We start from the raw sequence: 23,292 nt of genomic DNA, 5'->3' as shown, positions 1-23,292 counted from the left end.
CTGCTCTAGCTCGCGAGATCGTAAACAGGTTCTGACGGCGCAGCGAGTGCTGGGCAAATGCGAACCCTTTGCGTCTACAATGGCGCTTTCGAGTTTGTCTGGAGGTAGCCCATGGAGGCTCTCGACGCGTTGCACAACCGTGTATCCCACGCTCGCCTGGGTGAGCCGGCGCCGTCCGCCGAACAGCTGGACGGCCTGTTCCGCGCCGCCCTGCGCGCGCCGGATCACGGCCAGCTGCGACCCTGGCGATTCCTGACCGTGGAAGGGGATGCGCGCGCTCGCCTGGGCGATCTGTTCGCCCGTGCGCTGCAGGCCCAGCAGCCCGACGCGGCGCCCGAGGCGCTGGACAAGGCGCGCGCCATGCCGCTGCGCGCGCCGACCCTGGTGGTGGCCGTGGCGCGCCTGCAGGAGCACCCGAAGGTGCCGGAAATCGAGCAGTGGCTGGCTGCCGGCTGTGCCGCCTACGGCATCATCGAGGCTGCCTATGCCCAGGGGCTGGGCGCGATGTGGCGCACCGGCGCCATGGCGTTCGATCCGTTCGTGCGGGAAGGTTTGGGCCTGGCGGCCAACGAGCGCATCGTCGGCTTCATCTACCTGGGCACGCCGATCGGCGAGCTGCGCCGGCCTGCGCCGCTCGATCCGGCGGCCTTCGTCAGCGCCTGGCAGGGCTGAGCGGCAGCCCCAGGCGAATCTTCCAGCCCTTGCCGTGGGCGCGCCACAGCAGGCGTCCGCCCTGCCAGGCGGCAAGGCGTTGAGCCGGACGCAGGGCGTCCGGCAGCCAGGCCCGCGCCAGCGGGTCGTGGCCTTGCAGATCCACTCTCAACAGCCCCCGCGTTGAGCTGAGCGTCAGCTCCAGCGCGGCGTTCGGCCGTCGCTGCAGCGCGGCCTGCAACAGCGCATCCAGCGCCCCGCGCAGGGCTTCGGGCCAGCTTTCCAGGGGCCAGGTGCCCGACTGCGGCAGGTTCAGGCGCAGGCCGGGCCAGCGCGCGCGCCACTGCTCGGCCAGGCGCGCCAGTTCCACCGCCAGCACCAGGCTCTGCGGGTCGTCCGGTGGCGCGCCGAATGACCGCGCGATAGGTGGCACGGGAGCATGCGGGAACGGGGTGGCCAGGGCGGGAAGGCTCATTCGGGTTCTCCGGAAAAAGGTGCGTCGCTCAAGCGGCTGGTCGGTGCAGGGGCAGGTCGATGCTGGCCTGGAAGCCACCGTCGGGATGGTTGCCCAGGCGCAGCCGGCCGCCGTGGCGTTCGATGGCGCGGCGGGCGATGGCCAGGCCCAGGCCGTGGCCGGGGCTGCTCTGGTTGGGCGCGCGGAAGAAGGGTTCGCCCAGCTGCGCCAGGTGTTCCTCGCTGGCGCCGGGGCCGTGGTCGCGCACGTTGATGTGCAGGCGTTCGCCGTCGACCTGGGCCCGTACGTCCAGCGGCTGCTCGACGGGGTTGAAGCGCAGGGCATTGCGCAGCAGGTTGTCGAGGGCGCGTTCGAGCATGTCGGGCCAGCCGTCCAGCGCCAGGTCCGGCGCGATATCCAGCTGGATTCGCTGGTCCGGGTAAAGCAGTTGGGCATCGTCGCGCAGGCGCTCGAACAGCGGCAGCAGGGCGATCCGGCTGGCCGGGCCGGGGTCGGCATCGAGACGGGCAAGGGCGAGGATTTCGCCGATCAGGGCCTCCAGGCGATCGCACTCCTGCTCCAGGCGCGGCCACATGTTGGCGCGTTCCTCGGGGGTGGCGCGCTCGGCCAGGGCGAGGGCGATGCGCAGCCGCGCCAGCGGTGAGCGCAACTCGTGGGAAACGTCCCGCAGCAACTGGCGCTGGCTGCTGATCAGGCGTTGCAGGCGGGCGCCCATGCGGTTGAAGTCGCGCGCCAGTACGCCCAGTTCATCGCCACGACGTGACAGGCGCGCCAGGGTGTCCTGCTGGTAGGCGGTCTGGCCGAGGTCGTGCACGGCGCGGCGCAGGCGGTTCAGCGGACGAGTGATGGAGAGCGTCAACAGCAGGCTGAATACGGTCAGCACCACCAGGGCGATGCCCAGCGCGCTGAGTGGCCACAGCAGGCTGCCGCGATGCCAGGCCTGTAGCGCCGGGTGGGGAATGCGGTAGATGAACAGGAAGGTCTGGTCGGTACGCGGGCTGACGTATTCCTGGCTCAGTTGGCGCCAGGGGAAGCGCGGCAGGTTTTCCCGGTTGAACGAGCCGCCCGGTCGGGGCGGGCGCGGCAGGTAGGTGCCGTTGACCAGGCGCTGGCCGCTCTCGTCGAGCACCTGCACCGAGAGTTCGTATTGCTGCCGGCGGCTTTCCAGCAGCCCCTGGGCGGCTTCCGGGCCACGGGTTTCATAGAGCAGGGTCCATTGCCGGGCGAGGTCATGCAGGCCGGGGTAGCGGGCGATGACCCAGGTGTCCTGGTTGAGGGCGCGGCCCAGCAGGATCGACAGTCCGGCCACCAGCAGCAGGGCGAGCCAGAAGGCGGCGAGGATCCGCCAGAAGAGTGAGCGCATGGTCTTCCTGTTCAGCCGCATGGTCTATCCGTTGTCAGGGCCCCACGGCAAGGCGCCGGGAGAACCCGGCGCCTGCACTTGCGGGAGCGATCAGTTGGCCTTGGCGCCATCCTTCTGGGCCTTCCAGGTCTGGAACTCCGCCCATTCGGCCTTGCGCTGTTCGCGCTGTTTCTTCAGCTCGTCGAACTTCTTCTGCTGGTCGGGCGTCAGGATGCCGCGAATGCCGGATTCAGCCTTGTCGTGGTTGGCCTTGAGCTCGGCCTGCATGGCCTTGCGGTCGGCTTCGGGCAGCTTGTTCCAGTACTTCTCGGTGATCTCGTGGCGATTCTTCATGGAATCGCCCATCAGCTTGCCGATCTGCTGGCGCTGCTCCTGGGTCAGGTTCAGGTCGCGGAACATGCCGCCACGTCCGCCGTGCATCATGCCGTGGTCGTGATCTTTCATGTACGGGGCCGGCGGCGGGGCGTCGGTCGGCGCGGGAGTGGCCGCCAGTGCGACGGTCGGCAGGGCGGCGGCGATCAGCAGGGCGGTCAGGGTCTTGCGCATGGTGTTTCTCCTTTCAGGGACCGGTCGTTACCGGATGGGCCCAGTCTAGGGTCGGCAAGGTCAAGGGCGGTCAGTCACAGGTAAAGCTTCGGTAAAGATTACGTGAAGCGCCTCTCCGAACTTTACGAAAGCCCGCGCCAGGGCGGCTCGGGGCTTGCAGCCCGCGCGCTTCAGGGCGCGTAGAAATACCCGCGGCCACGCAGGGCGAGGATGCGCGGACGGCCGTCGGGGTGGCCGCCGAGCTTCTTGCGCAGGTTGCTGACGTGCATGTCCAGGCTGCGGTCGTACAGGGTCAGCTTGCGGCCCAGCGCGAGCTGCGCCAGGGCCTGCTTGTCCAGCGGTTCGCCCGGCTGGCGCAGCAGGGCTTCGAGGATGCGGCTCTCGGAGAGGGTGAGGCTGATTTCCTGCTCGCCGATGCTCGCCACACCGCGCGTTAGGTTCAGCGCCAGGTCGCCCAGCTCCAGCTGTGCGCTGGGCTGCGCCGGGTGGCTGCGGCGCAGCACGGCGCGCAGGCGGGCGGTGAGTTCACGGGGGTCGCAGGGTTTGGCCAGGTAGTCGTCGGCGCCCAGTTCCAGGCCGAGGATGCGGTCCAGCGGTTCGCCGCGGGCGGAGAGCATCAGTACCGGCAGGTCCGGATGTTCGCCGCGAAGCTGCTTGAGCAGCTCCAGCCCGCTGCCGTCGGGCAGCATCACGTCGAGTACCACCGCGTCCGGGGCGCGGCTGGCCAGCGCGGCGCGGGCCTGCGCACCGTCATGGGCGGCGCGGATGCTGAAGCCTTCCTGGACCAGCCAGGTGCCGAGCAGCTCGCAGAGCTCGCGGTCGTCGTCGATCAGCAGCAGTTCACTCATGAAGTCGGTTCTTTCAGTTGATCCATTCGCGGCGATGCCGGCGGCGGCTGCCACGGCTCAGCGCACCGAGGAGGAAAGCCAGCAGGGCGGTGGCGCCGCCGCTGACGTACCAGGTCTGCTGCTCGGTCAGCAGGCGCGGCGGCTGTTGCGACTGGGCTTCGCGCAGTTGCAGTTTCAGGCGCTGGTTCTCCTGACGCAGACGACCGATGACGGCTTCGTCCTGGCTGTTGTCCCGGTCCGCGGATTGCGCGGCCAGTTGGGCGGCCAGCGCCTGGCGTTGCTGCTCGCTCTCGGCCAGGCGGCGTTCGAGGTCGCCGTGGGCGCCGGTGCTCGACGCGTCGATGACTTCGACAGCGGCGGCCGATGGCTGTTCCGGAGCGGGTTCTTCGGCCTGGGCGGCCAGGGGCAGGGCGAGACAGACGAGCAGGGGCAGACGGTGCATCGGGACTCCTTGTTCGATGATGTACCGCCGTTCACGGCCATCCCGGCGGTGTCCGGCTGCTATTCCCCGCGAACGTCCCTGCCGCGGGGCTGCAACGGGGCGAGCGGTTACGGCAGGACTTTCTTGAACGGCTTGACCACGACTTCGGCATAGACGCCGGCGGCGCGGTAGGGGTCGGCATCGGCCCAGGCTTGCGCTGCGGCCAGGGAGTCGAACTCGGCGACGATCAGGCTGCCGGTGAAGCCGGCGGCGCCCGGGTCGTTGCTGTCGATCGCCGGGTGCGGACCGGCCAGCACCAGGCGGCCTTCTTCCTTCAGTTGCTCCAGGCGGGCGATGTGCGCGGGGCGAGTGGCCAGGCGACGTTCTTGGGAAGCGGTGATATCACGGGCAATGATCGCGTAGAGCATGTCAGTCCTTGGGTTTTTCGCCGGTAGGTTCATCGTGCATGTGGCGGGCCAGGAACACGCCCTGGCCGATCAGGAACAGCAGGGTCATGCCCAGGCTGCCGAACACCTTGAAGTCCACCCAGATGCTCTGGAAGGTGAAGGCGACGAACAGCTGGACACAGCCGCAGATCAGGAAGAACAGCACCCAGGCGATATTCAGTTTCGCCCAGAGGGAATCGGTGAGGTGCACCGCGTGGCCCATGATCCGCTGGATCAGCGGCTGGTTGCCGACGAAGTGGCTGCCGGCGAAGGCCAGGGCGAACAGCCAGTTCACCACCGGTGCCTTCCACTTGAGGAAGGTTTCGCTGTGGAAGGCCAGGGTCATGCCGCCGAACAGCAGACAGGCGGCGAGGGTCACCCACTGTCCCTTGTCCAGCTTGCGCTGCTTGATCAGCAGGGCGCCGTAGACCACCACGGAGGTGGCGATCAGCACGGCGGTGGCGCTGTAGATGCCGCCGACCGAGAAGCTCTGGCCAGCGAGTTCGACGTTGCGCGGGTCGAGCTTGTAGACGATGAAGAACAGGATGAGGGGGATGAAATCGATGAATTGCTTCATTACGGCAGCCAGAGCCTGGTAGAGCCGGCATAATACCAACCTGCCGGTGAACTGAAAGCCTCATCCGCCCAACGCTGCGCCCGGTCATGGTTTCAACCCGTTACCGTGAGAGCGGGCGCACATAAGCGTCTATACAGAAATAAGCCGTCCCCAGCCTACGGAAGCCCTGCATGCGAGTTGACCTGCACTGCCACAGCACCGCGTCCGACGGACTCCTCAGCCCGACGGCCCTGGTCGAGCGCGCCCACGGGCGCGGCGTGCGTGTACTGGCGCTGACCGACCACGACACCCTCGACGGCCTGCCGGAGGCCCGCGATGCCGCGCGTCGGTTGGGCATGGAACTGGTCGACGGGGTCGAGCTGTCCTGCACCTGGGGGGGCGCGACCATCCACGTGCTGGGCTATGGCTTCGATCCGCGCGCCGAATCGCTGGTCAAGGCACTGGACGACCTGCACCGTGCTCGCTGGACCCGTGCCGAGGAGATCGGCCGGCGCCTGGAGGCCAAGGGCATGCCCGGCGCCTTCGAGGGCGCGCAGGCAGTGCAACGCGAGCTGGGCGACAGCGAGAATGCCCCGGCGCGCCCGCACTTCGCCGAGTTCCTGCTGCGCCAGGGCTACGTCAAGGACCGCGCCGAAGCCTTCCGCAAGTGGCTGGGCGCCGGCAAGCTGGGCGACGTCAAGCAGCACTGGCCGGCCCTTGCCGATGCGGTCGGCACCCTGCGCGCCGCCGGCGCCTGGATCAGCCTGGCGCATCCCTACCAATACGATTTCACGCGCACCAAGCGGCGCAAGCTGGTCGCCGACTTCATCGCCGCCGGTGGCCATGCCATCGAGGTGGTCAACGGCCCGCAGCCGGCGGAGCAGGTCGGCGTGCTCAGCATCCTCGCCCGCGAGTTCGGCCTGATGGTCACCGCCGGCAGCGATTTCCACGGCCCCAGCGACTGGTCCGAACTGGGCCTGTACCGCGCGGTGCCGGATGATCTGCCGCCGCTGTGGCCGCGTTTCGCCCATGCGGACACCGCCCCAGGGAACAAGGAGACTCAATGAGCCAGTTCTTTCAGGTCCACCCGGAAAACCCCCAGTCGCGCCTGATCAAGCAGGCGGTGGAGATCGTCCGGCAGGGTGGCGTGATCGCCTATCCCACCGACTCCTCCTACGCGCTGGGCTGCCGGATCGGTGAAAAGTCGGCGGTGGAGCGCATCCGCCACATTCGCCGGCTGGACGATAAGCACAACTTCACCCTGGTCTGCCGCGACCTCTCCGAACTGGGGCTCTATGCCAAGGTCGATACCGGCCTGTTCCGCCTGCTCAAGGCGCACACCCCCGGCCCCTATACGTTCATCCTCAACGCCACCCGCGAAGTGCCGCGCATGTTGCTGCACCCCAAGCGCCGCACCATCGGCCTGCGCGTGCCGAGCTGCCCCATCGCCCTGGCGCTGCTGGAGGAGCTGGGCGAGCCGCTGATGAGCGTCAGCCTGATCCTGCCGGGGCAGACCGAGCCGCTCAACGACCCGTACGAGATGCGCGACCTGCTGGAGCATCAGGTTGACCTGATCATCGATGGCGGCTACGGCGGCGGCGAGGCGTCCACGGTGATCGCGCTGACCGACGAGGACCCGGTGGTGGTGCGCGTCGGCTGCGGCGATCCGGAACCCTTCATGGTCAGCGCCTGAGCATCGGTTCCTGAACTTGAGCCTGTCCTGACGCAGCAGACCCGACGCGCAGCAGTCCGGGAACTGGCTCGGCACCTATACTGCGCACTTCGTTCTTGACTCCGCGAGGTTGATCCTTGGCCAGCGTCGAATCCCAGCGCCGCGTGTTGTCCGGCATGCGCCCCACCGGGCGCCTGCACCTGGGGCATTACCACGGCGTGCTGCAGAACTGGGTGAAACTGCAGCACGAATATGAATGTTTCTTCTCCATCGTCGACTGGCATGCCCTGACCACCGAGTACGACGAAACCGAAGGTATCCGCCAACACGTGCGCGACATGGCCATCGACTGGCTGGCGGTGGGCGTCAGCCCCAGCGCGGCGACGATGTTCATCCAGTCCCAGGTGCCCGAGCACGCCGAGTTGCACCTGCTGCTGTCGATGATCTGCCCGCTGTCCTGGCTGGAACGGGTGCCGACCTACAAGGAATTGCAGGAAAAGCTCAGCCACAAGGACCTCTCCACCTACGGCTTCCTCGGCTATCCGCTGCTGCAGGCGGCGGACATCCTGATCTACCGCGCCGGCTGGGTGCCGGTGGGTTCCGATCAGTTCGCCCACGTCGAGTTCAGCCGCGAGATCGCCCGCCGCTTCAATCATCTGTATGGCGGCGAGGAGGATTTCGAGGAACGGGTGCAGACCGCCATCGGCCGCCTGGGCAAGAAGACCGGCAAGCTCTACTCCAGCCTGCGCCGTACCTGGCAGGAGCAGGGCGACGCCGAGGCGCTGGAAACCGCGCAGGCCCTGCTCAAGGAGCAGCAGAGCCTGACCCTGGGCGACCGCGAACGGCTGTTGGGCTACCTCGAAGGCAGCAGCCGGCTGCTGTTGCCCGAACCCCAGACTCTGGTCAGCCAGGCGCCGAAGATGCCGGGGCTGGATGGCCACAAGATGTCCAAGTCCCACGGCAACACTATCGCCCTGCGCGACAGCCCGGCGGAGGTGGAGGAAAAGATCGCGCGGATGCCCACCGACCCTGCGCGGGTGCACCGTAACGATCCCGGCAATCCGGACCTTTGCCCGGTGTGGCAGTGGCACCTGATCTACTCCGACGACGGTTGCCGGCAGTGGGTGCAGGAGGGCTGCCGCAGCGCCGGCATCGGCTGCCTGGACTGCAAGCGGCCGCTGATCGAGGCGATCCAGCAGGAGCTGGCGCCGATCCAGGAACGCGCGCTGGACTACGAGGACAACCCGGAACTGGTGCGCAGCATCCTCGCCGAGGGCGCCGAGCACGCCCGCGAGACCGCCCGTGAAACGCTGGTGGAAGTGCGGCATGCCATGGGGCTGTCCTACCGCTGATAAACGCTTTTCGTAGGAGCGAGCTTGCTCGCGAACAAGCCCCCGCTGCGGAGCCTGGTTCGCGAGCAAGCTCGCTCCTACAGGAATGCCCACCGCCGCGCGACGTGATTTGACACCGCCCATCCCTTGAGCCATTTCCCCACCCATGAGGGGTAAAAGCAGGGATAATGCCGCCTGTATCCCCCAGAGCCTGACGAGTGGCCGATGAGTGACCTGACCGAGCCGGACGATCCTTCCAGCGCCACCGAATACCGGGCCCCGGTGCAGCTGGCGCTGGTCTACGGCGAGGCGCTGACCGAGCTGCCGCAGGACCTGTACATCCCGCCGGACGCCCTGGAAGTCTTCCTCGAAGCCTTCGAAGGCCCGCTCGACCTGCTGCTCTACCTGATCCGCAAGCAGAACATCAACATCCTCGACATCCCGGTGGCGGAAATCACCCGCCAGTACATGGGCTACGTCGAGTTGATGAAGTCGGTGCGCCTGGAGCTGGCCGCCGAGTACCTGGTGATGGCCGCCATGCTCGCCGAGATCAAGTCGCGCATGCTGCTGCCGCGCTCGGCAGAGGCCGAGGAGGAAGAGGAAGACCCGCGCGCCGAGCTGATCCGCCGCCTGCAGGAATACGAGCGCTTCAAGAAGGCCGCCGAGGACCTCGACACCCTGCCGCGCCTGGGCCGCGACATCATCCTGCCCGCCGTTGCTGCGCCGGACGCACGGGCGCGCAAGCTGCTGCCCGACGTCGACATGCAGGAGCTGATGCTGTGCATGGCCGAGGTGCTGCGCCGCGCCGATCTGTTCGAGAGCCACCAGGTCACTCGTGAGATGCTCTCCACCCGCGAGCGCATGAGCGAGATTTTGGAGCGCCTGAAGGGCGAGGGCTTCGTGCCCTTCATCAGCCTGTTCCGCGTCGAGGAGGGCAAGCTCGGCGTGGTGGTGACCTTCATGGCCGTGCTCGAACTGGTGAAGGAACAACTGGTGGAGCTGGTGCAGAACGCCGCCTTCGCGCCGATCCACGTGCGCGCCCGCACCGAGACCACGGAAGGCGCCCCGTCCGCGGAAACCGTACAGGAGGAAGGCGAGGGGGCCTTCGAACCCGAGGAGGCAGTGCCTCCGGAGCCGACTTTCGATGACCTTGAAGATTCGCTCTGAACAACCTGGCGACCACGCCGCCATCGACGCCCTGTTGCGCGCGGCGTTCGCCGACCATCCGCACAGTCGGCAGACCGAGCACCTGCTGGTGCAGGCCCTGCGCGAGGAAGGCGCGCTCAGCCTGGCGCTGGTGGCCGAGGAGGCCGGCGAAGTGGTCGGCTACCTGGCCGCCTCGCCGGTGACCATCGATGGCGCAGACATCGGCTGGCTGGGCCTGGGCCCGCTGGCGGTGCTGCCGGCGCGGCAGAAGGCCGGCATCGGCGCCGCGCTCGCCGAAGCCTGCCTGCGGCGCCTGCGCGCCGAAGGCATAGCCGGCTGTGTGCTGGTGGGCGATCCGGCTTACTATTCGCGCTTCGGCTTCGTCGCCGACGACACCCTTGTGTTCCCCGGTATCCCCGCCCCGTACTGCCAATGCCTGCGCCTGACTCCGCAGGCCCAGGCGGTGCGTGGCGAAGTGGCCTATCACGCGGCCTTCACCCGTTTCGGCTGACCCACTGAGCGACTCGATGAACCTGTCCGACCCCAAAGAACTGGCGACCCTGCTCGAAGGCATCCTCCTGGCGGCCGGCAAGCCGCTGTCGCTGGAGCGCCTCGGCGAGCTATTCGAGGAGGCCGAGCGGCCGGAGCCGCAGCAGTTCCGCGATGCGCTGGCGGTGCTGTCGCTGTCCTGCGCGGGCCGGGCCTTCGAACTGAAGGAGGTGGCCACCGGCTATCGCCTGCAGGTGCGCGAGAAGCTCGCCCCCTGGGTCGGCCGCCTGTGGGAGGAGCGCCCGCAGCGCTATTCCCGCGCCCTGCTGGAGACCCTGGCGCTGATCGCCTATCGCCAGCCGATCACCCGTGGCGAGATCGAGGAGATCCGCGGCGTCGCGGTGAACACCCAGATCGTCAAGACGCTGATGGAGCGTGAGTGGATCCGCATCGTCGGCTACCGCGAAGTGCCCGGCCGCCCGGCGATGCTCGCCACCACCCGGACTTTCCTCGACTACTTCAACCTGAAGAGCCTGGAAGAGCTGCCGCCGTTGGCCGAGCTGAAGCTGATGGAGCCCGAGCCCCAGCCTATCCTCGAAGACATGGCGCCGACGGTCAGCCTACCGGGGCCCGAGGAGTACGACGAAGACTACATTCCGCCGTCCCTGCAGGCGCTGGCCGACCAGGCGTTGCGCGATGCCGGCGAGGAGCCGGAGCCCGCGCCGCCGGAGGAAAAGCCCGAGGAGACCAGCTTCCGCAGCCTGCTCGCCGAGCTGGACGAGATGGAGCAGGGCCTGAAGACCGATTTCGACGACCTCATCGACCTGCCGCCGGCGGAAGCCGAGGACAGCGGCGTGGACGCCGATTTCAGCGGTGTCTTCGGCTTGCCCGAGGTTCAACCGGAAGACCCGGCGCCGGAAGACACGGATGTGGAGCCTGCCGCGCCTGAGCCTGAACCTGCCGTCACGCCCCCGGCTGCCGCGGCTGAAGAAGAGTGGGACGAAGAGCGCGCCCTGCGCGAAGCCATGCGCGAAGAAATGGAGTTCAACGCCCGCAATCGCGACCATTAAAGGCATTTCCCCGACGCTTTCCAGCCGTTCGGTGATTGACTTCCGTCTTCGGCGCGACGACCTTATGTGCCGCGTTCGAAAGGCGCTGGCGGCAACACCCGGGGGAGCCGCCGGAATCCCCGTCCCTTCGACGACCCTCGATAACAATCCACAGTGGCCCGGCGCTTCGCGCAGGCTGCTGAGTACCCATATGAAAACAACACCAATCAGCCGTATCTCCTGGCTCGGCCTCCTGCTGGGCCTGAGCAGCGCTTCGCTTTCCGCAGCCCAGGCTCCTGCCGTGGCGCCCGCCGTGCCGTTGCCCGGCCAGTCGAAGGACGCCTTCATCGACAGCCTGATGCAACGCATGACGCAGGAAGAGAAGATTGGCCAGCTGCGCCTGGTCAGCGTCGGTCCCGACCATCCCAAGCCGGTGTTGCTGGAAGAGATCGCCGCCGGCACCACCGGCGCGGTGTTCAATACCGTGGTGCGTCCGGGCATTCGCGACCTGCAGGACGCGGCGATGAAGAGCCGGCTGAAGATCCCGCTGTTCTTCGCCTATGACGTGGTCCACGGCCATCGCACCGTGTTCCCCATCGGCCTGGGCCTGGCGGCGAGCTGGGATCTGGCGTCCATCGAGCGCAGTGCCCGCGTCTCGGCCATCGAGGCCAGCGCCGACGGCCTCAACCTGACCTATTCGCCCACCGTCGACATCGCCCGCGACCCGCGTTGGGGTCGCGTGTCCGAAGGCTTCGGCGAAGACGCCTGGCTGACCAGCAAGGTCGCCGCCGCGGTGGTCAAGGGTTACCAGGGCAAGGGCCTGGACCAGCCGGAAACCATCATGGCCGGGGTCAAGCACTTCGCCCTGTACGGCGCCGGCGAAGGCGGCCGCGATTACAACACCGTGGACATGAGCCCGCAGCGCATGTTCCAGGACTACCTGCCGCCGTACCGCGCCGCCATCGATGCCGGCGCCGGCGCGGTGATGGTCTCGCTGAACAGCATCAACGGCGTGCCCGCCACCGCCAACAAATGGTTGCTGCAGGACCTGCTGCGCGGCCAGTGGGGTTACAAGGGGCTGACCCTGAGCGACCACGGCGCGGTGGGCGAGCTGATCAAGCACGGTGTGGCCGCCAACGAGCGCGACGCCACCCGTCTGGCGATCAACGCCGGCGTCGAAATGAACATGAACGACGACCTCTACGGCAAGCACATGCCCGAGCTGCTCAAGGCGGGGCTGATCAGCCAGGCCGAGATCGACCGTGCCTGCCGCGACGTGCTGGCCGCCAAGTGGGACATGGGCCTGTTCAAGGACCCGTACCGCTACCTGCAGGGCAAGGACCCGGTGGATACCGACGCCGAGGAGCGCCTGCACCGTGCCGACGCCCGCGAGATCGCGCGCAAGGGCATGGTCCTGCTGAAGAACCAGAACGGCGTGCTGCCGCTCAAGCGTGACGGCGTGATCGCCCTGGTCGGCCCGCTGGCCGACAGCAAGCGCGACGTGATGGGCAGCTGGTCCGCCGCCGGCAAGGCCTTCCAGGCGGTGACCGTGCTTGAAGGCATGGGCACGGCGACCCGCGGCAAGGCTGCGCTGCTCTATGCCAAGGGCGCCAACGTCACCGACGACCAGGAGATCATCAAGTACCTCAACGAGTACAACGAGGATGTCAGCGTCGACTCCCGCAGCCCGAAGGAAATGATCGACGAGGCCGTGGCCAAGGCGCAGCAGGCCGACGTGGTGGTGGCCGTGGTCGGCGAGGCCCAGGGCATGGCCCACGAGGCATCGAGCAAGACCAACCTGCACATCGCGCAAAGCCAGATCGAGCTGCTCAAGGCCCTCAAGGCCACCGGCAAGCCGCTGGTGCTGGTGCTGATGAACGGCCGCCCGCTGGACCTGCGCTGGGAAAGCGCGAACGCCGACGCCATCCTGGAAACCTGGTTCAGCGGCACCGAGGGTGGCAACGCCATCGCCGACGTGCTGTTCGGCGACTACAACCCGGCGGGCAAGCTGAGCATGACCTTCCCGCGTTCGGTGGGCCAGGTGCCGATCTACTACAACCACCTGAACACCGGCCGCCCGTTCGACCACGAGCACCCGAACAAGTACACCTCGCGCTACTTCGACTCGCAGAACGGCCCGCTGTACCCCTTCGGTTTCGGCCTGAGCTACACCGACTTCAGCGTCTCGGACGTGAAGATGTCGGGCAGCAAGCTGAAGAAGGGTGACCAGCTGACCGCCAGCGTGACGGTGAAGAACACCGGCAAGGTCGCCGGCGAGACCGTGGTGCAGCTCTACCTGCGCGACGTCGCCGCCTCCATCAGCCGTCCGGTGAAGGAGCTCAAGGGCTTCAGCAAGATCATGCTGCAGCCGGGCGAGTCGAAGGTGGTGCAGTTCCCGATTCGCGAGGAAGACCTGCGCTTCTACGACAGCCAGCTGCGCTACGCATCGGAGCCGGGCGAGTTCAAGGTCTACGTCGGCCTGGATTCGGATAACGTGAAGGAGCAGAGCTTCACGCTGCTTTAAGCGTTATCCACAAGCGCTGGTTCCAGACGAAAACGCCACGGCTCATCGAGCCGTGGCGTTTTTCTTTTTCAGGTCGCCGGGTTCGCCAGCTTCCTGGCCCGGCGCCCGATCAACCAGCGCAATGCGCCTTGCACCAGCACGGACAGCAGTGCCGCTTCGGCGAAGCTCTGCACGGTGCCGGTCTCCGGCAGGCGCAAGGCCAGCCACAGGCAGAAGGCGCCGAAGGCCGGCCGCCCGGTGACCATGCCGCGCAGCAGGGCGATGACGAAGCCCGAGCCATTCAGGCGCTGCGACGATACGCAGAGCACGATGGAGAGCAGTGGGAACACTGCCAGCAGGCCGCTCCAGCTTGGCCCGGCCCAGCCGGCGAGGGCGGTGACGGCCAGCGTCAGCGCGGCGCCTGCGAGCATGCGCAGGCCCAGTTCGAAGCGTCCGATGGGGGATAGGGTGGGCGGCAGTTCCACTCGCGGCATGAACAACTGGCTGGTCAGAGTGCCCAGCGCCGCAGCACCCAAGGCCCAGGCGGGCAGGGTGGGCAGTTGCGTCAGTCCCCAGGCGGCGACCAGCCAGGCCAGCATCGCGCCGCCCAGCGCCAGCGGCCACGGGTGGCGTCGGCAGATCCAGGCATAGGTGAAGTTGAACGCCTCCGAGGCGAAGATCGCCGCCAGCGCCAGCAGTGCGGCCTGGGCGCCGAAATCGCGGCCGTGCTCAAGGGTGATTAGATAAAGGATCGGCCCGGTGATGGCGGGCAGGGTGGCTAGGCAGCCGGCGACGGCAGGCCCCCACCAGCGTCCGAAGAGGGACACCAGCAGGAGGAACAATGGCACCAGGGTGAGCTTGAGGGCGAGCATGAAGGCGGCGAGCAAGAAGTGACGGCGGATTCTAGCAAGAGCGGGGTTGGGTGCGATTGGCGGCTTCGATGGCGGCGATGAGAAATCCGACACGCGTATGCAGGATGGCGTGGAGCGCAACGAACCCCATCGATCCCGAGCACTGGCGGCATGGGTTTCGCGCTGATTCCTGCCCATCCTGCAAGCTGATTGATAGTGCGGTGCAGTGGTTGTTCGCGAGCAAGCTCGCTCCTACGAAGAGCCTGCGCTCCCTACCTGTAGGAGCGAGCTTGCTCGCGAACCTTCTTCATCCCTGCGCCAAATACATTGCCCGCGCTGTATCCAGCATGCGGTTGGAGAATCCCCACTCGTTGTCGTACCAGGCCATTACCTTCACCAGCCGGCCGCTCACCCGCGTATGGCTGGCGTCGAAGATGGCGGAGCGCGAGTCATGGTTGAAGTCCACCGAAACCAGCGGCTGGCGGTTGAAGCCGAGGATCGGCGAACCCTGGCTGGCGCGCTCGAACAGCGCGTTGACCTCCTCGACATGGGCAGCGCGGGCGACCTGTACCGTGAGGTCCACCAGCGACACATTGATCACCGGCACCCGCACCGCCAGCCCGGTCAGCTTGCCGGCCAGTTCCGGCAGCACCAGGCCCACTGCATCGGCGGCGCCGGTGCGGGTCGGGATCATTGACTGGGTGGCCGAGCGCGCCCGGTACGGATCGTCGTGATGGATGTCGGACAGGTTCTGGTCGTTGGTGTAGGCATGGATGGTGGTCATCAGCCCATGCTCGATGCCCAGTTCGTGGTGCAGCACCTGAGCCACAGGCGCCAGGCAGTTGGTGGTGCAGGAGGCATTGGAGACGATCCGGTGCGTCGGCCGCAGGATGTGTTCGTTGACGCCGTAGACCACCGTGGCGTCGACGCCCTGGCCCGGCGCGGAGACCAGCACCTGGCGCACGCCGGCGTCGAGGTGCGCGGCGGCCTTCTCGCGGCTGGTGAAGAGACCGGTGCATTCCAGCACGATGTCCACCTCCAGCACCTTCCACGGCAGCTCCGCCGGGTTGCGGATGGCCGTGACGGCGATGCGGTCGCCCTCTACGCTGAGGCTTTCCGCGTCATGTTCCACCTGGCCGGGGAAGCGCCCGTGCACGCTGTCGTACTGCAGCAGATGGGCGTTGATCGCCGCATCGCCCAGGTCATTGATCGCCACCACTTGCAGGTGCTGGCGATAGGGGCCCGAGTAGAGTGCACGGAGAACGTTCCGACCGATGCGGCCGAAACCGTTGATAGCCAGGCGTATAGTCATAGAGGTCGTCTCTTTTCTTTTGTTGTGGTAAAAAACATTAAATTTCCGCTTCGAAGAAAAGTAAACGCTTTGTATTCGAAGATTATGTTGTAAAAACAACAACTGATAGTCTGTAGGAGAATGCTGCCATGCACCCCCGTGTGCTCGAAGTCACCCAGCGCATCCAGGCCCGCAGCGCGGCAACCCGCCAGCGCTACCTCGACCTGGTCAAGGCAGCCGCCACCAAGGGTCCGCACCGCGGCACGCTGCCCTGCGGCAACCTCGCCCACGGTGTCGCGGCCTGCGGCGAGTCGGACAAGCAGGCGTTGCGGCTGATGAACCAGGCCAACGTGGCCATCGTTTCCGCCTACAACGACATGCTCTCCGCGCACCAGCCGCTGGAGCGCTTCCCGGAGCTGATCAAGGACGCCCTGCGGCAGATCGGCTCGGTCGGCCAGTTCGCCGGCGGCGTGCCCGCCATGTGCGACGGCGTGACCCAGGGCGAGCCGGGCATGGAGCTGTCCCTGGCCAGCCGCGACGTGATCGCCATGGGCACCGCCATCGCCCTGTCCCACAATATGTTCGACGCTGCGCTGTGCCTGGGCGTGTGCGACAAGATCGTCCCCGGCCTGCTGATCGGCTCGCTGCGCTTCGGCCACCTGCCGGTGGTGTTCGTGCCGGCCGGCCCGATGCCGACTGGCATCTCCAACAAGGAGAAGGCCGCGGTGCGCCAGCTGTTCGCCGAGGGCAAGGCGACCCGCGAGGAGTTGCTGGCCTCGGAGATGGCCTCCTACCACGCGCCGGGTACCTGCACCTTCTATGGCACCGCCAACACCAACCAACTGCTGGTGGAAGTGATGGGCCTGCACCTGCCGGGCGCGTCCTTCGTCAACCCGAACACGCCGCTGCGCGACGAGCTGACCCGCGAAGCCGCCCGCCAGGCCGCGCGCCTGACGCCGGAGAATGGCCAGTTCGTGCCCATGGCTGAGATCGTCGATGAGAAGGCTATGGTCAACTCCGTGGTGGCGCTGCTGGCCACCGGCGGCTCGACCAACCACACCCTGCACCTGCTGGCCATCGCCCAGGCCGCCGGCATCCAGCTGACCTGGCAGGACATGGCCGACCTTTCCGAAGTCGTGCCGACCCTGGCGCGCATCTATCCCAACGGCCAGGCCGACATCAACCACTTCCAGGCGGCAGGCGGCATGTCCTTCCTGATCCGCCAGCTGCTGGACGGCGGCCTGCTCCATGAAGACGTGCAGACCGTGGTCGGCAAGGGCCTGCGCCGCTACGTGCAGGAGCCTTTTCTCGAAGAAGGCAAGCTGGTCTGGCGCGAAGGTCCGGCAGCCAGCCTGGACGAGAACATCCTGCGTCCGATCGACAGGCCGTTCTCCCCGGAAGGCGGCCTGCGCCTGATGGAAGGCAACCTCGGCCGTGGCGTGATGAAGGTGTCCGCCGTGGCGCTGGAGCACCAGATCGTCGAGGCGCCGGTGCGCATCTTCCACGATCAGTCGAGCCTGGCGGCCGCCTTCAAGGCCGGCGAGCTGGAGCGCGACCTGGTCGCCGTGGTGCGCTTCCAGGGCCCGCGCGCCAACGGCATGCCCGAGCTGCACAAGCTCACGCCGTTCCTCGGCGTGCTGCAGGACCGTGGCTTCAAGGTGGCTCTGGTCACCGATGGGCGTATGTCCGGTGCTTCCGGTAAGGTGCCGGCGGCGATCCACGTATCCCCGGAGGCGCTCAATGGCGGCCCGCTGGCCAAGCTGCGCGACGGCGACGTGGTGCGCGTCGACGGCACCACCGGCGAGCTGCGTGTGCTGGTGGATGCGGCGGAATGGGAAGCCCGTCCCCTGGTCGAAACCCCGGCCATCGATAACCTTGGCATGGGCCGCGAACTGTTCGCCTTCATGCGCAACGCCTTCAGCCCGGCGGAGCAGGGCGCCTGCAGCTTTACGGCCGAGCTGAACGGTCCGAGCTGACCCTACCGGTCTCCCGTGTGACGGACTGCGTGTTCGTCGCACGGGGCATTTTCGGCGCTGTCCTATGCTGGCATGATCCCGCGCCGCATCCTTTCACCCATCTTCCAGGCCCGAGCCCGCAATGAACTCCAACAATGCTCAGTCCTCCTCCAACGGTTTCGCCCTGGTTGGCGACATTGGCGGAACCAATGCCCGCTTCGCCCTGTGGCGTGGTGAAGTCCTCGAATCCATACAGGTCCTGGCCTGCGCCGACTACCCGCGCCCGGAAGACGCGGTGCGCGACTACCTGCAGCGCGTCGGCCAGCCGCTGTCCGCCATCGAGAACGTCTGCCTGGCCTGCGCAGGTCCTGTCGGCGCCGCCGACTTCAAGTTCACCAACAACCACTGGGTGATCAAGCGCGATGCGTTCCGCGCCGAGTTGGGCCTGAGCCACCTGCTGCTGGTAAACGACTTCAGCACCATGGCCTGGGCCGCTTCGCGGTTGTCGGAGGAACACCTGGTGCAGGTGCGCCCGGGCAAGGCGCTCGAAGGCCGCGCCAAGCTGATCATCGGCCCGGGCACCGGCCTGGGGGTCGGCAGCCTGATGCCGCTGCCGGGCGGCGGCTGGGACGTGCTGCCCTGCGAAGGTGGCCACGTCGACCTGCCGATAACTTCCGAGCGTGATTTCGCCCTCTGGCAGCTGCTGCGCGAAAAATACGGCCACGTCTCGGCCGAGCGCGTGCTCTCCGGTAGCGGCCTGGAAAACCTCTACCGCATGAGCTGCCAGCTCGATGGCGTGGAGCCGAAATGCGCCGCCGCCGCCGAGATCGGCGAGCGCGCCATGGCTGGCGATGCCTACGCCGATGCAGTGCTGGAGCACTTCTTCCTCTGGCTGGCGCGGGTCGCCGGCAACGCCGTACTGACGGTCGGCGCGCTGGGTGGCGTGTACATCACTGGCGGCATCGTCCCGCGCTTCCTCGAGCGCTTCCAGCGCAGCGGTTTCGCCGAGGCGTTTCGCACCCGCGGCAAGACCAGCGGGCCGTACCTCGATCCGGTGCCGGTGTGGGTCATGACGGCGGAGCACCCCGGTCTGTTCGGTGCCGGTGTCGCCCTGGAACAGGCCCTGCGCAACGAAGGTTGAGTCACCGCTTCATTCCTTAGAACAACAAGAAAGGACGCCCGAAGTGAACCAGCCTGCCAGATCCATCCTGTTGGTGGACGACGACCAGGAAATCCGCGAGCTGCTGGAAACCTACCTCAGCCGCGCCGGCTTCCAGGTGCGCAGCGTCGCCGATGGCGAGAGCTTCCGCCGCGCACTGTGCGACGAGGACGCCGCCCTGGCGATCCTCGACGTGATGCTGCCCGACGAGGACGGCTTCAGCCTGTGCCGCTGGATCCGCTCGCACCAGCGTCACGCCTGCATGCCGGTGATCATGCTTACCGCCAGTTCCGACGAGGCCGACCGCGTGGTGGGCCTGGAACTGGGTGCCGACGACTACCTCGGCAAACCCTTCAGCCCCCGTGAGCTGCTGGCACGGATCAAGGCGCTGCTGCGCCGCGCGCAGTACACCCAGGCGCGCGGCGGCGAGGTCATTGCTTTCGACGACTGGCGGCTGGATACCATCAGCCACCGGCTGTTTCATGAGGACGGCGAGGAGCACTTCCTCAGCGGCGCCGACTTCGCCCTGCTCAAGCTGTTCCTCGACAACCCCCGGCAGATACTCGATCGCGACACCATCGCCAGTGCCACCCGTGGCCGCGAGGTGATGCCGCTGGAGCGCATCGTCGACATGGCCGTCTCGCGTCTGCGCCAGCGCCTGCGCGACACCGGGAAACCGGCGCGGCTGATCCAGACCGTGCGCGGCAGCGGCTACCTGCTGGCCGCCCAGGTTCGCCCGCACCTCGCCGGCCATGAGTGAGCGCCGCCGCTGGTCCCTGGTGCCGCGCTCGCTGCTCGGCCGCATGCTGTTGCTCACCCTGCTGGCGGTGCTGATCGCCCAGGGGCTGTCGAGCCTGTTCTGGATTTCCCACCTGCGCAGCAGCCAGCGCGACGGCCTGCTCACCAGCTCACGCAGCCTGGCTTACTCCATGGCCGCCAGCGTCAGCTACTTTCGCTCGCTGCCCATCGGCTACCGCCCGCTGGTGCTCGACCAGCTGCGGAGCATGGGCGGCACGCGTTTCTTCGTCTCGCTCAATGAACGCCCGCTGGAGATGCGCCCGCTACCGGATACAACCAACAAGCAGGCGGTGATCGACATCGTGCAGGACGTGCTGCACCAGAAGCTGGGCAGGGACGTGGAATTGCAGGTGGAATTCGTCAGCCCGGACGATCTGCGGCTGTTCAACGGCGAGCTGAAGCTGGAGGAGCTGCCGCGCTCCTGGGCGCACTACGCGCTGACCCTGGAGCCGGTGAACCCGCCGGTGCTGGTCACGCAGATCCGCATCGGCGAGAGCGAATGGTTGTACATCGCCAGCCTGATGCCCGCGCCCTACGTGACGCTGGAGCCCGAAAGCCTGCCGCCGCAGCAGATCATCTCCATCGTCTTCACCAGCCTGCTGCTCTTGCTGTTCACCGGCCTGCTGGTGCACTGGCAGAGCCGCCCGCTCAAGCGCCTGGCCCGCGCCGCCCGTGACATCGCCCTGGGCGGCCAGGACCAGCCGCTGGAGGAGAGCGGAGCGAGCGAACTGGTGGAGGTCTCCCGCGCCTTCAACACCATGCGCGAGCGCATCGACCGCTACGTCAACGAGCGTGCCCAGTTGTTCAGCGGCATCTCCCACGACCTGCGCACGCCCATCACCCGCCTGCGTCTGCGCGTCGAGCTGCTGGACGACGAGCAGGCGCGGGACAAGTTCAGCCACGACCTAGACGAGCTGGAGCTGCTGGTGAAGGGCGCGCTGCAATGCGTGAAGGACACCGACATCCACGAGAACGTCGAGCCGGTGGACCTCAACCAGTTGCTGCAGTACGTGGCTGGGCCGTACCTCGCCGATGGCCGGGTCGAAGTGATCGGCGCCGCGAGCGAGCCCTATCCGGGCAAGCCGCTGGCGCTCAAGCGCTGCATCGGCAACCTGCTGGATAACGCCCTCAAATACGGCGGCCGCGCTCAGTTGAGCATCGAGGATGATCCTGATGCGGTGGTTCTGCATGTCGACGACCAGGGGCCGGGTGTTCCGGAGCAGCGCCTGGAGAAAGTCTTCGAGCCGCGCTTCCGGTTGTCTGAACGGGGGCAGGGCTACGGCCTCGGGTTGGGCATCGCGCGCAACATCGCGCATACCCACGGGGGCGAAGTCAGCCTGCAGAATCGCCGGGAGGGTGGGTTGCGGGTGACGTTGAGGTTGCCGCGGTTGGAGGTGGAGTAGGGGTGGCTTCTGCCGGTTACTTCGGAGTGTGTGGGGAGGTTTTGCCCTCTCCCTAACCCTGGCTACGCGCCCCGCTCCGAAGGGAGAGGGGACTGGATCGGCGTGCTGCTCCAATCTGGAGCTCGCCTGAAGCCATGGCCACCTGAAACGCAGGAGCCTACAGGTAGCTCGGAAAGCTCCCTCTCCCTTCAGGGAGAGGGCTGGGGAGAGGGTGGTGGGCCGAGGCACTAGCCTCCAGGCATACACCTGCCGGAGCCAGCTCAATGATCTCCCACCTCACCCCATTCTCGAAACAACTGCGCCATGACCAGACCGAAGCCGAGCGAGCCCTCTGGCACCATCTGCGCGCCCACCGCTTCCTCGGCCTCAAGTTCCGCCGGCAGAAGATCATCGGGGCTTACATCATCGATTTCGTTTGTCACGAACGGATGTTGATCATCGAGCTGGATGGTGGGCAGCATCTGGATTCAAATGCAGACTTGAAACGAGACGCATGGCTCAAGAGCAAGGGGTTCACGATACTGCGCTTCTGGAATCATGATGTGCTGTTGAAGATGGATTCGGTGCTGAAGGCGATACGCCTGGTTATCGATGCGGACTCCTTGCCCTCTCCCCAACCCTCTCCCTGAAGGGAGAGGGGGCCGCTCGGCGTGAAGCGAAATGTCGGCGTGAGCCGGCCTCCTCGTTGATGTTTGAAGCTGCGACGGCATCAGGAGAGCTGCCCACTTGGCATCGCAGAGGACAGCTCCCTCTCCCTTCGGAGCGGGGCGCGCAGCCAGGGCTGGGGAGAGGGGGGGCCGAGCTGCAGACGCCCAGAAGACGGCCAAAAGCACTTCTTCACCCTCCAACGCTAAACCCACCAACGGACCCCAAATGTCACCACCTCGTGACAATCAAAGATCGCTTCGTTACCCGGAGACCGGAATGCCTTGGATAGACTCGGACCATCGCAAGCGCAGACTTGCCTCCAATAACAAGAACAAGGTGCTCCCCATGAATGCGATCCGTCGCCTGTCGGCCGCCATCTGTCTTTCCTCCTTCTGTCTATCCCCGATGCTGGCCCACGCCGGTGAAGTCGAAGTGCTGCACTGGTGGACTTCCCCCGGCGAGAAGCGCGCCGCCGAAACCCTGAAGAAACTCGTCGAAGCCAAGGGGCATACCTGGAAGGACTTCGCCGTCGCCGGCGGTGGTGGCGAAGCGGCCATGACCGTGCTCAAGACCCGCGCCGTTTCCGGCAACCCGCCGGCCGCCGCGCAGATCAAGGGGCCGGACATCCAGGAGTGGGGTGAGCTCGGTCTGCTCGCCGACCTCGACGATGTCGCCGCCGAAGGCAAGTGGGACCAACTGCTGCCGCCGCAGGTGGCGCAGATCATGAAGTACAAGGGCGACTACGTGGCCGTGCCGGTCAACGTGCACCGGGTGAACTGGCTGTACATCAATCCGGAGGTCTTCAGGAAGGCCGGCACCACGCCGCCGACCACCCTGGACGAACTCTTCGCCGCCGCCGACAAGCTCAAGGCCGCCGGCTTCACGCCGCTGGCCCACGGCAGCCAGCCGTGGCAGGACGGCACGCTGTTCGAGAACCTGGTCCTGAGCAAGATGGGCCCGGAAGGCTACCGCAAGGCCTTCGTCGAACTGGACAAGGAAACCCTCACCGGCGCGCAGATGGCCGATGTCTTCGCTGCGCTGAAGAAGCTGCACGGCTATGTCGATGCGGACGCCGCCGGCCGCGAGTGGAACGTTGCCACCGGCATGGTCATCAACGGCAAGGCCGGCATGCAGATCATGGGCGACTGGGCCAAGAGCGAGTTCACCGCCGCCGGCAAGGTGGCGGGCAAGGACTACCAGTGCCTGCCGTTCCCCGGCACGCAGAAGGCCTTCGACTACAACATCGATTCCCTGGTGATGTTCAAGCTCAGCAACGCCGAGAACCGCAAGGCCCAGGAAGACCTGGCGCGCGCGGTACTCGACCCGGCCTTCCAGAAGGACTTCAGCCTGAACAAGGGCTCGATCCCGGTGCGCCTGGACGTCGACATGACGCCCTTCGACGCCTGCGCCCAGCAATCGATGAAGGACTTCAAGGCCGCCTCCGCCAGCGGCAATCTGGTGCCGAGCATGGCCCACAGCATGGCCGCCTCCAGCTACGTGCAGGGCGCGATCTTCGACGTGGTCACCAACTTCTTCAACGACCCCGCCGCCGATCCGCAGAAGGCCGCGCAGCAACTGGGCGCCGCCATCCAGGCCGCCGCGCAGTAAGGCGCTCGCCGGCTCCGTAGCGGAGCCGGTTTCTCTTCCAATAGAACGACTCCGGGCCGCCGTCGCAGCCCGGGTGGGTTCAC

Annotated in this window: 23 protein-coding genes; 14 read left to right on the top strand and 9 right to left on the bottom strand. The window is 66.9% G+C overall.

Features of this window, described 5'->3' with window-relative positions; translation table 11 throughout:
* Positions 1-111: 111 nt before the first annotated feature.
* On the top strand, positions 112-672 hold the full coding sequence (locus SD196_RS19670) for a nitroreductase family protein (protein ID WP_275610854.1): 561 nt from the start codon (positions 112-114) through the stop codon (positions 670-672).
* Here the strand turns inward: SD196_RS19670 and SD196_RS19665 are convergent.
* The 7 genes from SD196_RS19665 to SD196_RS19635 all read right to left on the bottom strand — a co-directional run bounded on the left by SD196_RS19665 (position 653) and on the right by SD196_RS19635 (position 5,327).
* Complete coding sequence (locus SD196_RS19665; RefSeq protein ID WP_371229975.1) at positions 653-1,126, bottom strand: hypothetical protein; 474 nt, start codon at positions 1,124-1,126, stop codon at positions 653-655. The genes SD196_RS19670 and SD196_RS19665 overlap by 20 nt on opposite strands.
* Before the next feature lie 28 nt (positions 1,127-1,154).
* Positions 1,155-2,489: a HAMP domain-containing sensor histidine kinase gene (locus SD196_RS19660; protein WP_331316723.1), complete on the bottom strand. Its 1,335-nt coding sequence runs from the start codon at positions 2,487-2,489 to the stop codon at positions 1,155-1,157.
* Positions 2,490-2,579: 90 nt separating this feature from the next.
* On the bottom strand, positions 2,580-3,035 hold the full coding sequence (locus SD196_RS19655; protein ID WP_331316040.1) for a Spy/CpxP family protein refolding chaperone: 456 nt from the start codon (positions 3,033-3,035) through the stop codon (positions 2,580-2,582).
* A 170-nt stretch (positions 3,036-3,205) separates the two neighbouring features.
* Entirely contained in the window at positions 3,206-3,883 is a 678-nt protein-coding gene (locus tag SD196_RS19650; RefSeq protein ID WP_275610857.1) for a response regulator transcription factor, read from the bottom strand.
* Between the two features lie 13 nt (positions 3,884-3,896).
* On the bottom strand, positions 3,897-4,325 hold the full coding sequence (locus SD196_RS19645) for a translation initiation factor 2 (IF-2, GTPase) (protein ID WP_331316038.1): 429 nt from the start codon (positions 4,323-4,325) through the stop codon (positions 3,897-3,899).
* Positions 4,326-4,432: 107 nt separating this feature from the next.
* Positions 4,433-4,732 carry a YciI family protein gene (locus tag SD196_RS19640; protein WP_169940672.1) on the bottom strand — a complete coding sequence of 100 codons (300 nt, stop codon included), beginning with the start codon at positions 4,730-4,732 and terminating at the stop codon, positions 4,433-4,435.
* 1 nt (position 4,733) lies between these two features.
* Entirely contained in the window at positions 4,734-5,327 is a 594-nt protein-coding gene (locus SD196_RS19635; protein ID WP_275610859.1) for a septation protein A, read from the bottom strand.
* Between the two features lie 170 nt (positions 5,328-5,497).
* Here SD196_RS19635 and SD196_RS19630 point away from each other — a divergent pair, with 170 nt between their 5' ends.
* The 7 genes from SD196_RS19630 to bglX all read left to right on the top strand — a co-directional run bounded on the left by SD196_RS19630 (position 5,498) and on the right by bglX (position 13,517).
* The gene (locus SD196_RS19630) at positions 5,498-6,373 is read left to right on the top strand and encodes a PHP domain-containing protein (protein WP_275610860.1); all 876 of its coding nucleotides are present in this window, start codon (positions 5,498-5,500) and stop codon (positions 6,371-6,373) included.
* Positions 6,370-6,999, top strand: a complete 630-nt coding sequence (locus SD196_RS19625; RefSeq protein WP_275610861.1) for an L-threonylcarbamoyladenylate synthase — start codon at positions 6,370-6,372, stop codon at positions 6,997-6,999. The genes SD196_RS19630 and SD196_RS19625 overlap by 4 nt, the downstream gene beginning before the upstream one ends.
* Positions 7,000-7,154: 155 nt before the next feature.
* Positions 7,155-8,330 carry a tryptophan--tRNA ligase gene (locus tag SD196_RS19620; RefSeq protein ID WP_275611915.1) on the top strand — a complete coding sequence of 392 codons (1,176 nt, stop codon included), beginning with the start codon at positions 7,155-7,157 and terminating at the stop codon, positions 8,328-8,330.
* Positions 8,331-8,663: 333 nt separating this feature from the next.
* A complete protein-coding gene (locus tag SD196_RS19615; RefSeq protein WP_275611916.1) occupies positions 8,664-9,476 on the top strand; it encodes a segregation and condensation protein A in 813 nt (270 codons plus the stop codon).
* Positions 9,454-9,966: an N-acetyltransferase gene (locus SD196_RS19610; RefSeq protein ID WP_331316032.1), complete on the top strand. Its 513-nt coding sequence runs from the start codon at positions 9,454-9,456 to the stop codon at positions 9,964-9,966. The genes SD196_RS19615 and SD196_RS19610 overlap by 23 nt, the downstream gene beginning before the upstream one ends.
* A 16-nt stretch (positions 9,967-9,982) precedes the next feature.
* Positions 9,983-11,014, top strand: a complete 1,032-nt coding sequence (gene scpB / locus SD196_RS19605; protein WP_275610863.1) for an SMC-Scp complex subunit ScpB — start codon at positions 9,983-9,985, stop codon at positions 11,012-11,014.
* A 205-nt stretch (positions 11,015-11,219) separates the two neighbouring features.
* Positions 11,220-13,517, top strand: a complete 2,298-nt coding sequence (gene bglX, locus SD196_RS19600) for a beta-glucosidase BglX (RefSeq protein WP_416311758.1) — start codon at positions 11,220-11,222, stop codon at positions 13,515-13,517.
* 68 nt (positions 13,518-13,585) lie between these two features.
* Here bglX and SD196_RS19595 read toward each other — a convergent pair whose 3' ends face one another.
* Both SD196_RS19595 and gap read right to left on the bottom strand, forming a co-directional pair.
* Entirely contained in the window at positions 13,586-14,368 is a 783-nt protein-coding gene (locus tag SD196_RS19595; RefSeq protein WP_416310586.1) for a hypothetical protein, read from the bottom strand.
* A gap of 286 nt (positions 14,369-14,654) precedes the next feature.
* On the bottom strand, positions 14,655-15,659 hold the full coding sequence (gene gap / locus SD196_RS19590) for a type I glyceraldehyde-3-phosphate dehydrogenase (protein WP_416310585.1): 1,005 nt from the start codon (positions 15,657-15,659) through the stop codon (positions 14,655-14,657).
* A 128-nt stretch (positions 15,660-15,787) separates the two neighbouring features.
* On the opposite strand from gap, the gene edd reads away from it, so the two are divergent.
* From edd to SD196_RS19560, 6 genes are all read left to right on the top strand, one after another.
* Complete coding sequence (edd, locus tag SD196_RS19585; RefSeq protein ID WP_370599841.1) at positions 15,788-17,614, top strand: phosphogluconate dehydratase; 1,827 nt, start codon at positions 15,788-15,790, stop codon at positions 17,612-17,614.
* A 121-nt stretch (positions 17,615-17,735) separates the two neighbouring features.
* Positions 17,736-18,734 carry a glucokinase gene (locus SD196_RS19580; protein ID WP_343572595.1) on the top strand — a complete coding sequence of 333 codons (999 nt, stop codon included), beginning with the start codon at positions 17,736-17,738 and terminating at the stop codon, positions 18,732-18,734.
* Between the two features lie 43 nt (positions 18,735-18,777).
* A complete protein-coding gene (locus SD196_RS19575) occupies positions 18,778-19,512 on the top strand; it encodes a response regulator (RefSeq protein ID WP_343572597.1) in 735 nt (244 codons plus the stop codon).
* A gap of 19 nt (positions 19,513-19,531) precedes the next feature.
* A complete protein-coding gene (locus SD196_RS19570; protein ID WP_370601697.1) occupies positions 19,532-20,953 on the top strand; it encodes an ATP-binding protein in 1,422 nt (473 codons plus the stop codon).
* 263 nt (positions 20,954-21,216) lie between these two features.
* Positions 21,217-21,582 carry an endonuclease domain-containing protein gene (locus tag SD196_RS19565; RefSeq protein WP_416310584.1) on the top strand — a complete coding sequence of 122 codons (366 nt, stop codon included), beginning with the start codon at positions 21,217-21,219 and terminating at the stop codon, positions 21,580-21,582.
* 364 nt (positions 21,583-21,946) lie between these two features.
* Positions 21,947-23,209 (top strand): ABC transporter substrate-binding protein, encoded by a 1,263-nt coding sequence (locus SD196_RS19560; RefSeq protein ID WP_416310583.1) that lies wholly within the window; start codon positions 21,947-21,949, stop codon positions 23,207-23,209.
* The last annotated feature ends 83 nt before the right edge of the window (positions 23,210-23,292 follow it).

The organism is Pseudomonas macauensis (assembly GCF_047902425.1).
Taxonomy (GTDB): Bacteria; Pseudomonadota; Gammaproteobacteria; order Pseudomonadales; family Pseudomonadaceae; genus Pseudomonas.
This window is presented reverse-complemented; position numbering and strand designations above follow the sequence as displayed.

What these genes read in the sequence shown, in the direction of transcription:
- SD196_RS19670 (WP_275610854.1), top strand. Translation starts at nt 112, where the DNA reads ATGGAGGCTCTCGACGCGTTGCACAACCGTGTATCCCACGCTCGCCTG.
- scpB (WP_275610863.1), top strand. Translation starts at nt 9,983, where the DNA reads ATGAACCTGTCCGACCCCAAAGAACTGGCGACCCTGCTCGAAGGCATC.
- SD196_RS19625 (WP_275610861.1), top strand. Translation starts at nt 6,370, where the DNA reads ATGAGCCAGTTCTTTCAGGTCCACCCGGAAAACCCCCAGTCGCGCCTG.
- SD196_RS19635 (WP_275610859.1), bottom strand. Translation starts at nt 5,327, where the DNA reads ATGAAGCAATTCATCGATTTCATCCCCCTCATCCTGTTCTTCATCGTC.
- SD196_RS19660 (WP_331316723.1), bottom strand. Translation starts at nt 2,489, where the DNA reads ATGCGCTCACTCTTCTGGCGGATCCTCGCCGCCTTCTGGCTCGCCCTG.
- SD196_RS19610 (WP_331316032.1), top strand. Translation starts at nt 9,454, where the DNA reads ATGACCTTGAAGATTCGCTCTGAACAACCTGGCGACCACGCCGCCATC.
- SD196_RS19630 (WP_275610860.1), top strand. Translation starts at nt 5,498, where the DNA reads ATGCGAGTTGACCTGCACTGCCACAGCACCGCGTCCGACGGACTCCTC.
- SD196_RS19595 (WP_416310586.1), bottom strand. Translation starts at nt 14,368, where the DNA reads ATGCTCGCCCTCAAGCTCACCCTGGTGCCATTGTTCCTCCTGCTGGTG.
- SD196_RS19665 (WP_371229975.1), bottom strand. Translation starts at nt 1,126, where the DNA reads ATGAGCCTTCCCGCCCTGGCCACCCCGTTCCCGCATGCTCCCGTGCCA.
- SD196_RS19640 (WP_169940672.1), bottom strand. Translation starts at nt 4,732, where the DNA reads ATGCTCTACGCGATCATTGCCCGTGATATCACCGCTTCCCAAGAACGT.
- SD196_RS19560 (WP_416310583.1), top strand. Translation starts at nt 21,947, where the DNA reads ATGAATGCGATCCGTCGCCTGTCGGCCGCCATCTGTCTTTCCTCCTTC.
- gap (WP_416310585.1), bottom strand. Translation starts at nt 15,659, where the DNA reads ATGACTATACGCCTGGCTATCAACGGTTTCGGCCGCATCGGTCGGAAC.
- SD196_RS19580 (WP_343572595.1), top strand. Translation starts at nt 17,736, where the DNA reads ATGAACTCCAACAATGCTCAGTCCTCCTCCAACGGTTTCGCCCTGGTT.
- SD196_RS19565 (WP_416310584.1), top strand. Translation starts at nt 21,217, where the DNA reads ATGATCTCCCACCTCACCCCATTCTCGAAACAACTGCGCCATGACCAG.
- SD196_RS19645 (WP_331316038.1), bottom strand. Translation starts at nt 4,325, where the DNA reads ATGCACCGTCTGCCCCTGCTCGTCTGTCTCGCCCTGCCCCTGGCCGCC.
- edd (WP_370599841.1), top strand. Translation starts at nt 15,788, where the DNA reads ATGCACCCCCGTGTGCTCGAAGTCACCCAGCGCATCCAGGCCCGCAGC.
- SD196_RS19655 (WP_331316040.1), bottom strand. Translation starts at nt 3,035, where the DNA reads ATGCGCAAGACCCTGACCGCCCTGCTGATCGCCGCCGCCCTGCCGACC.
- SD196_RS19620 (WP_275611915.1), top strand. Translation starts at nt 7,155, where the DNA reads ATGCGCCCCACCGGGCGCCTGCACCTGGGGCATTACCACGGCGTGCTG.
- SD196_RS19650 (WP_275610857.1), bottom strand. Translation starts at nt 3,883, where the DNA reads ATGAGTGAACTGCTGCTGATCGACGACGACCGCGAGCTCTGCGAGCTG.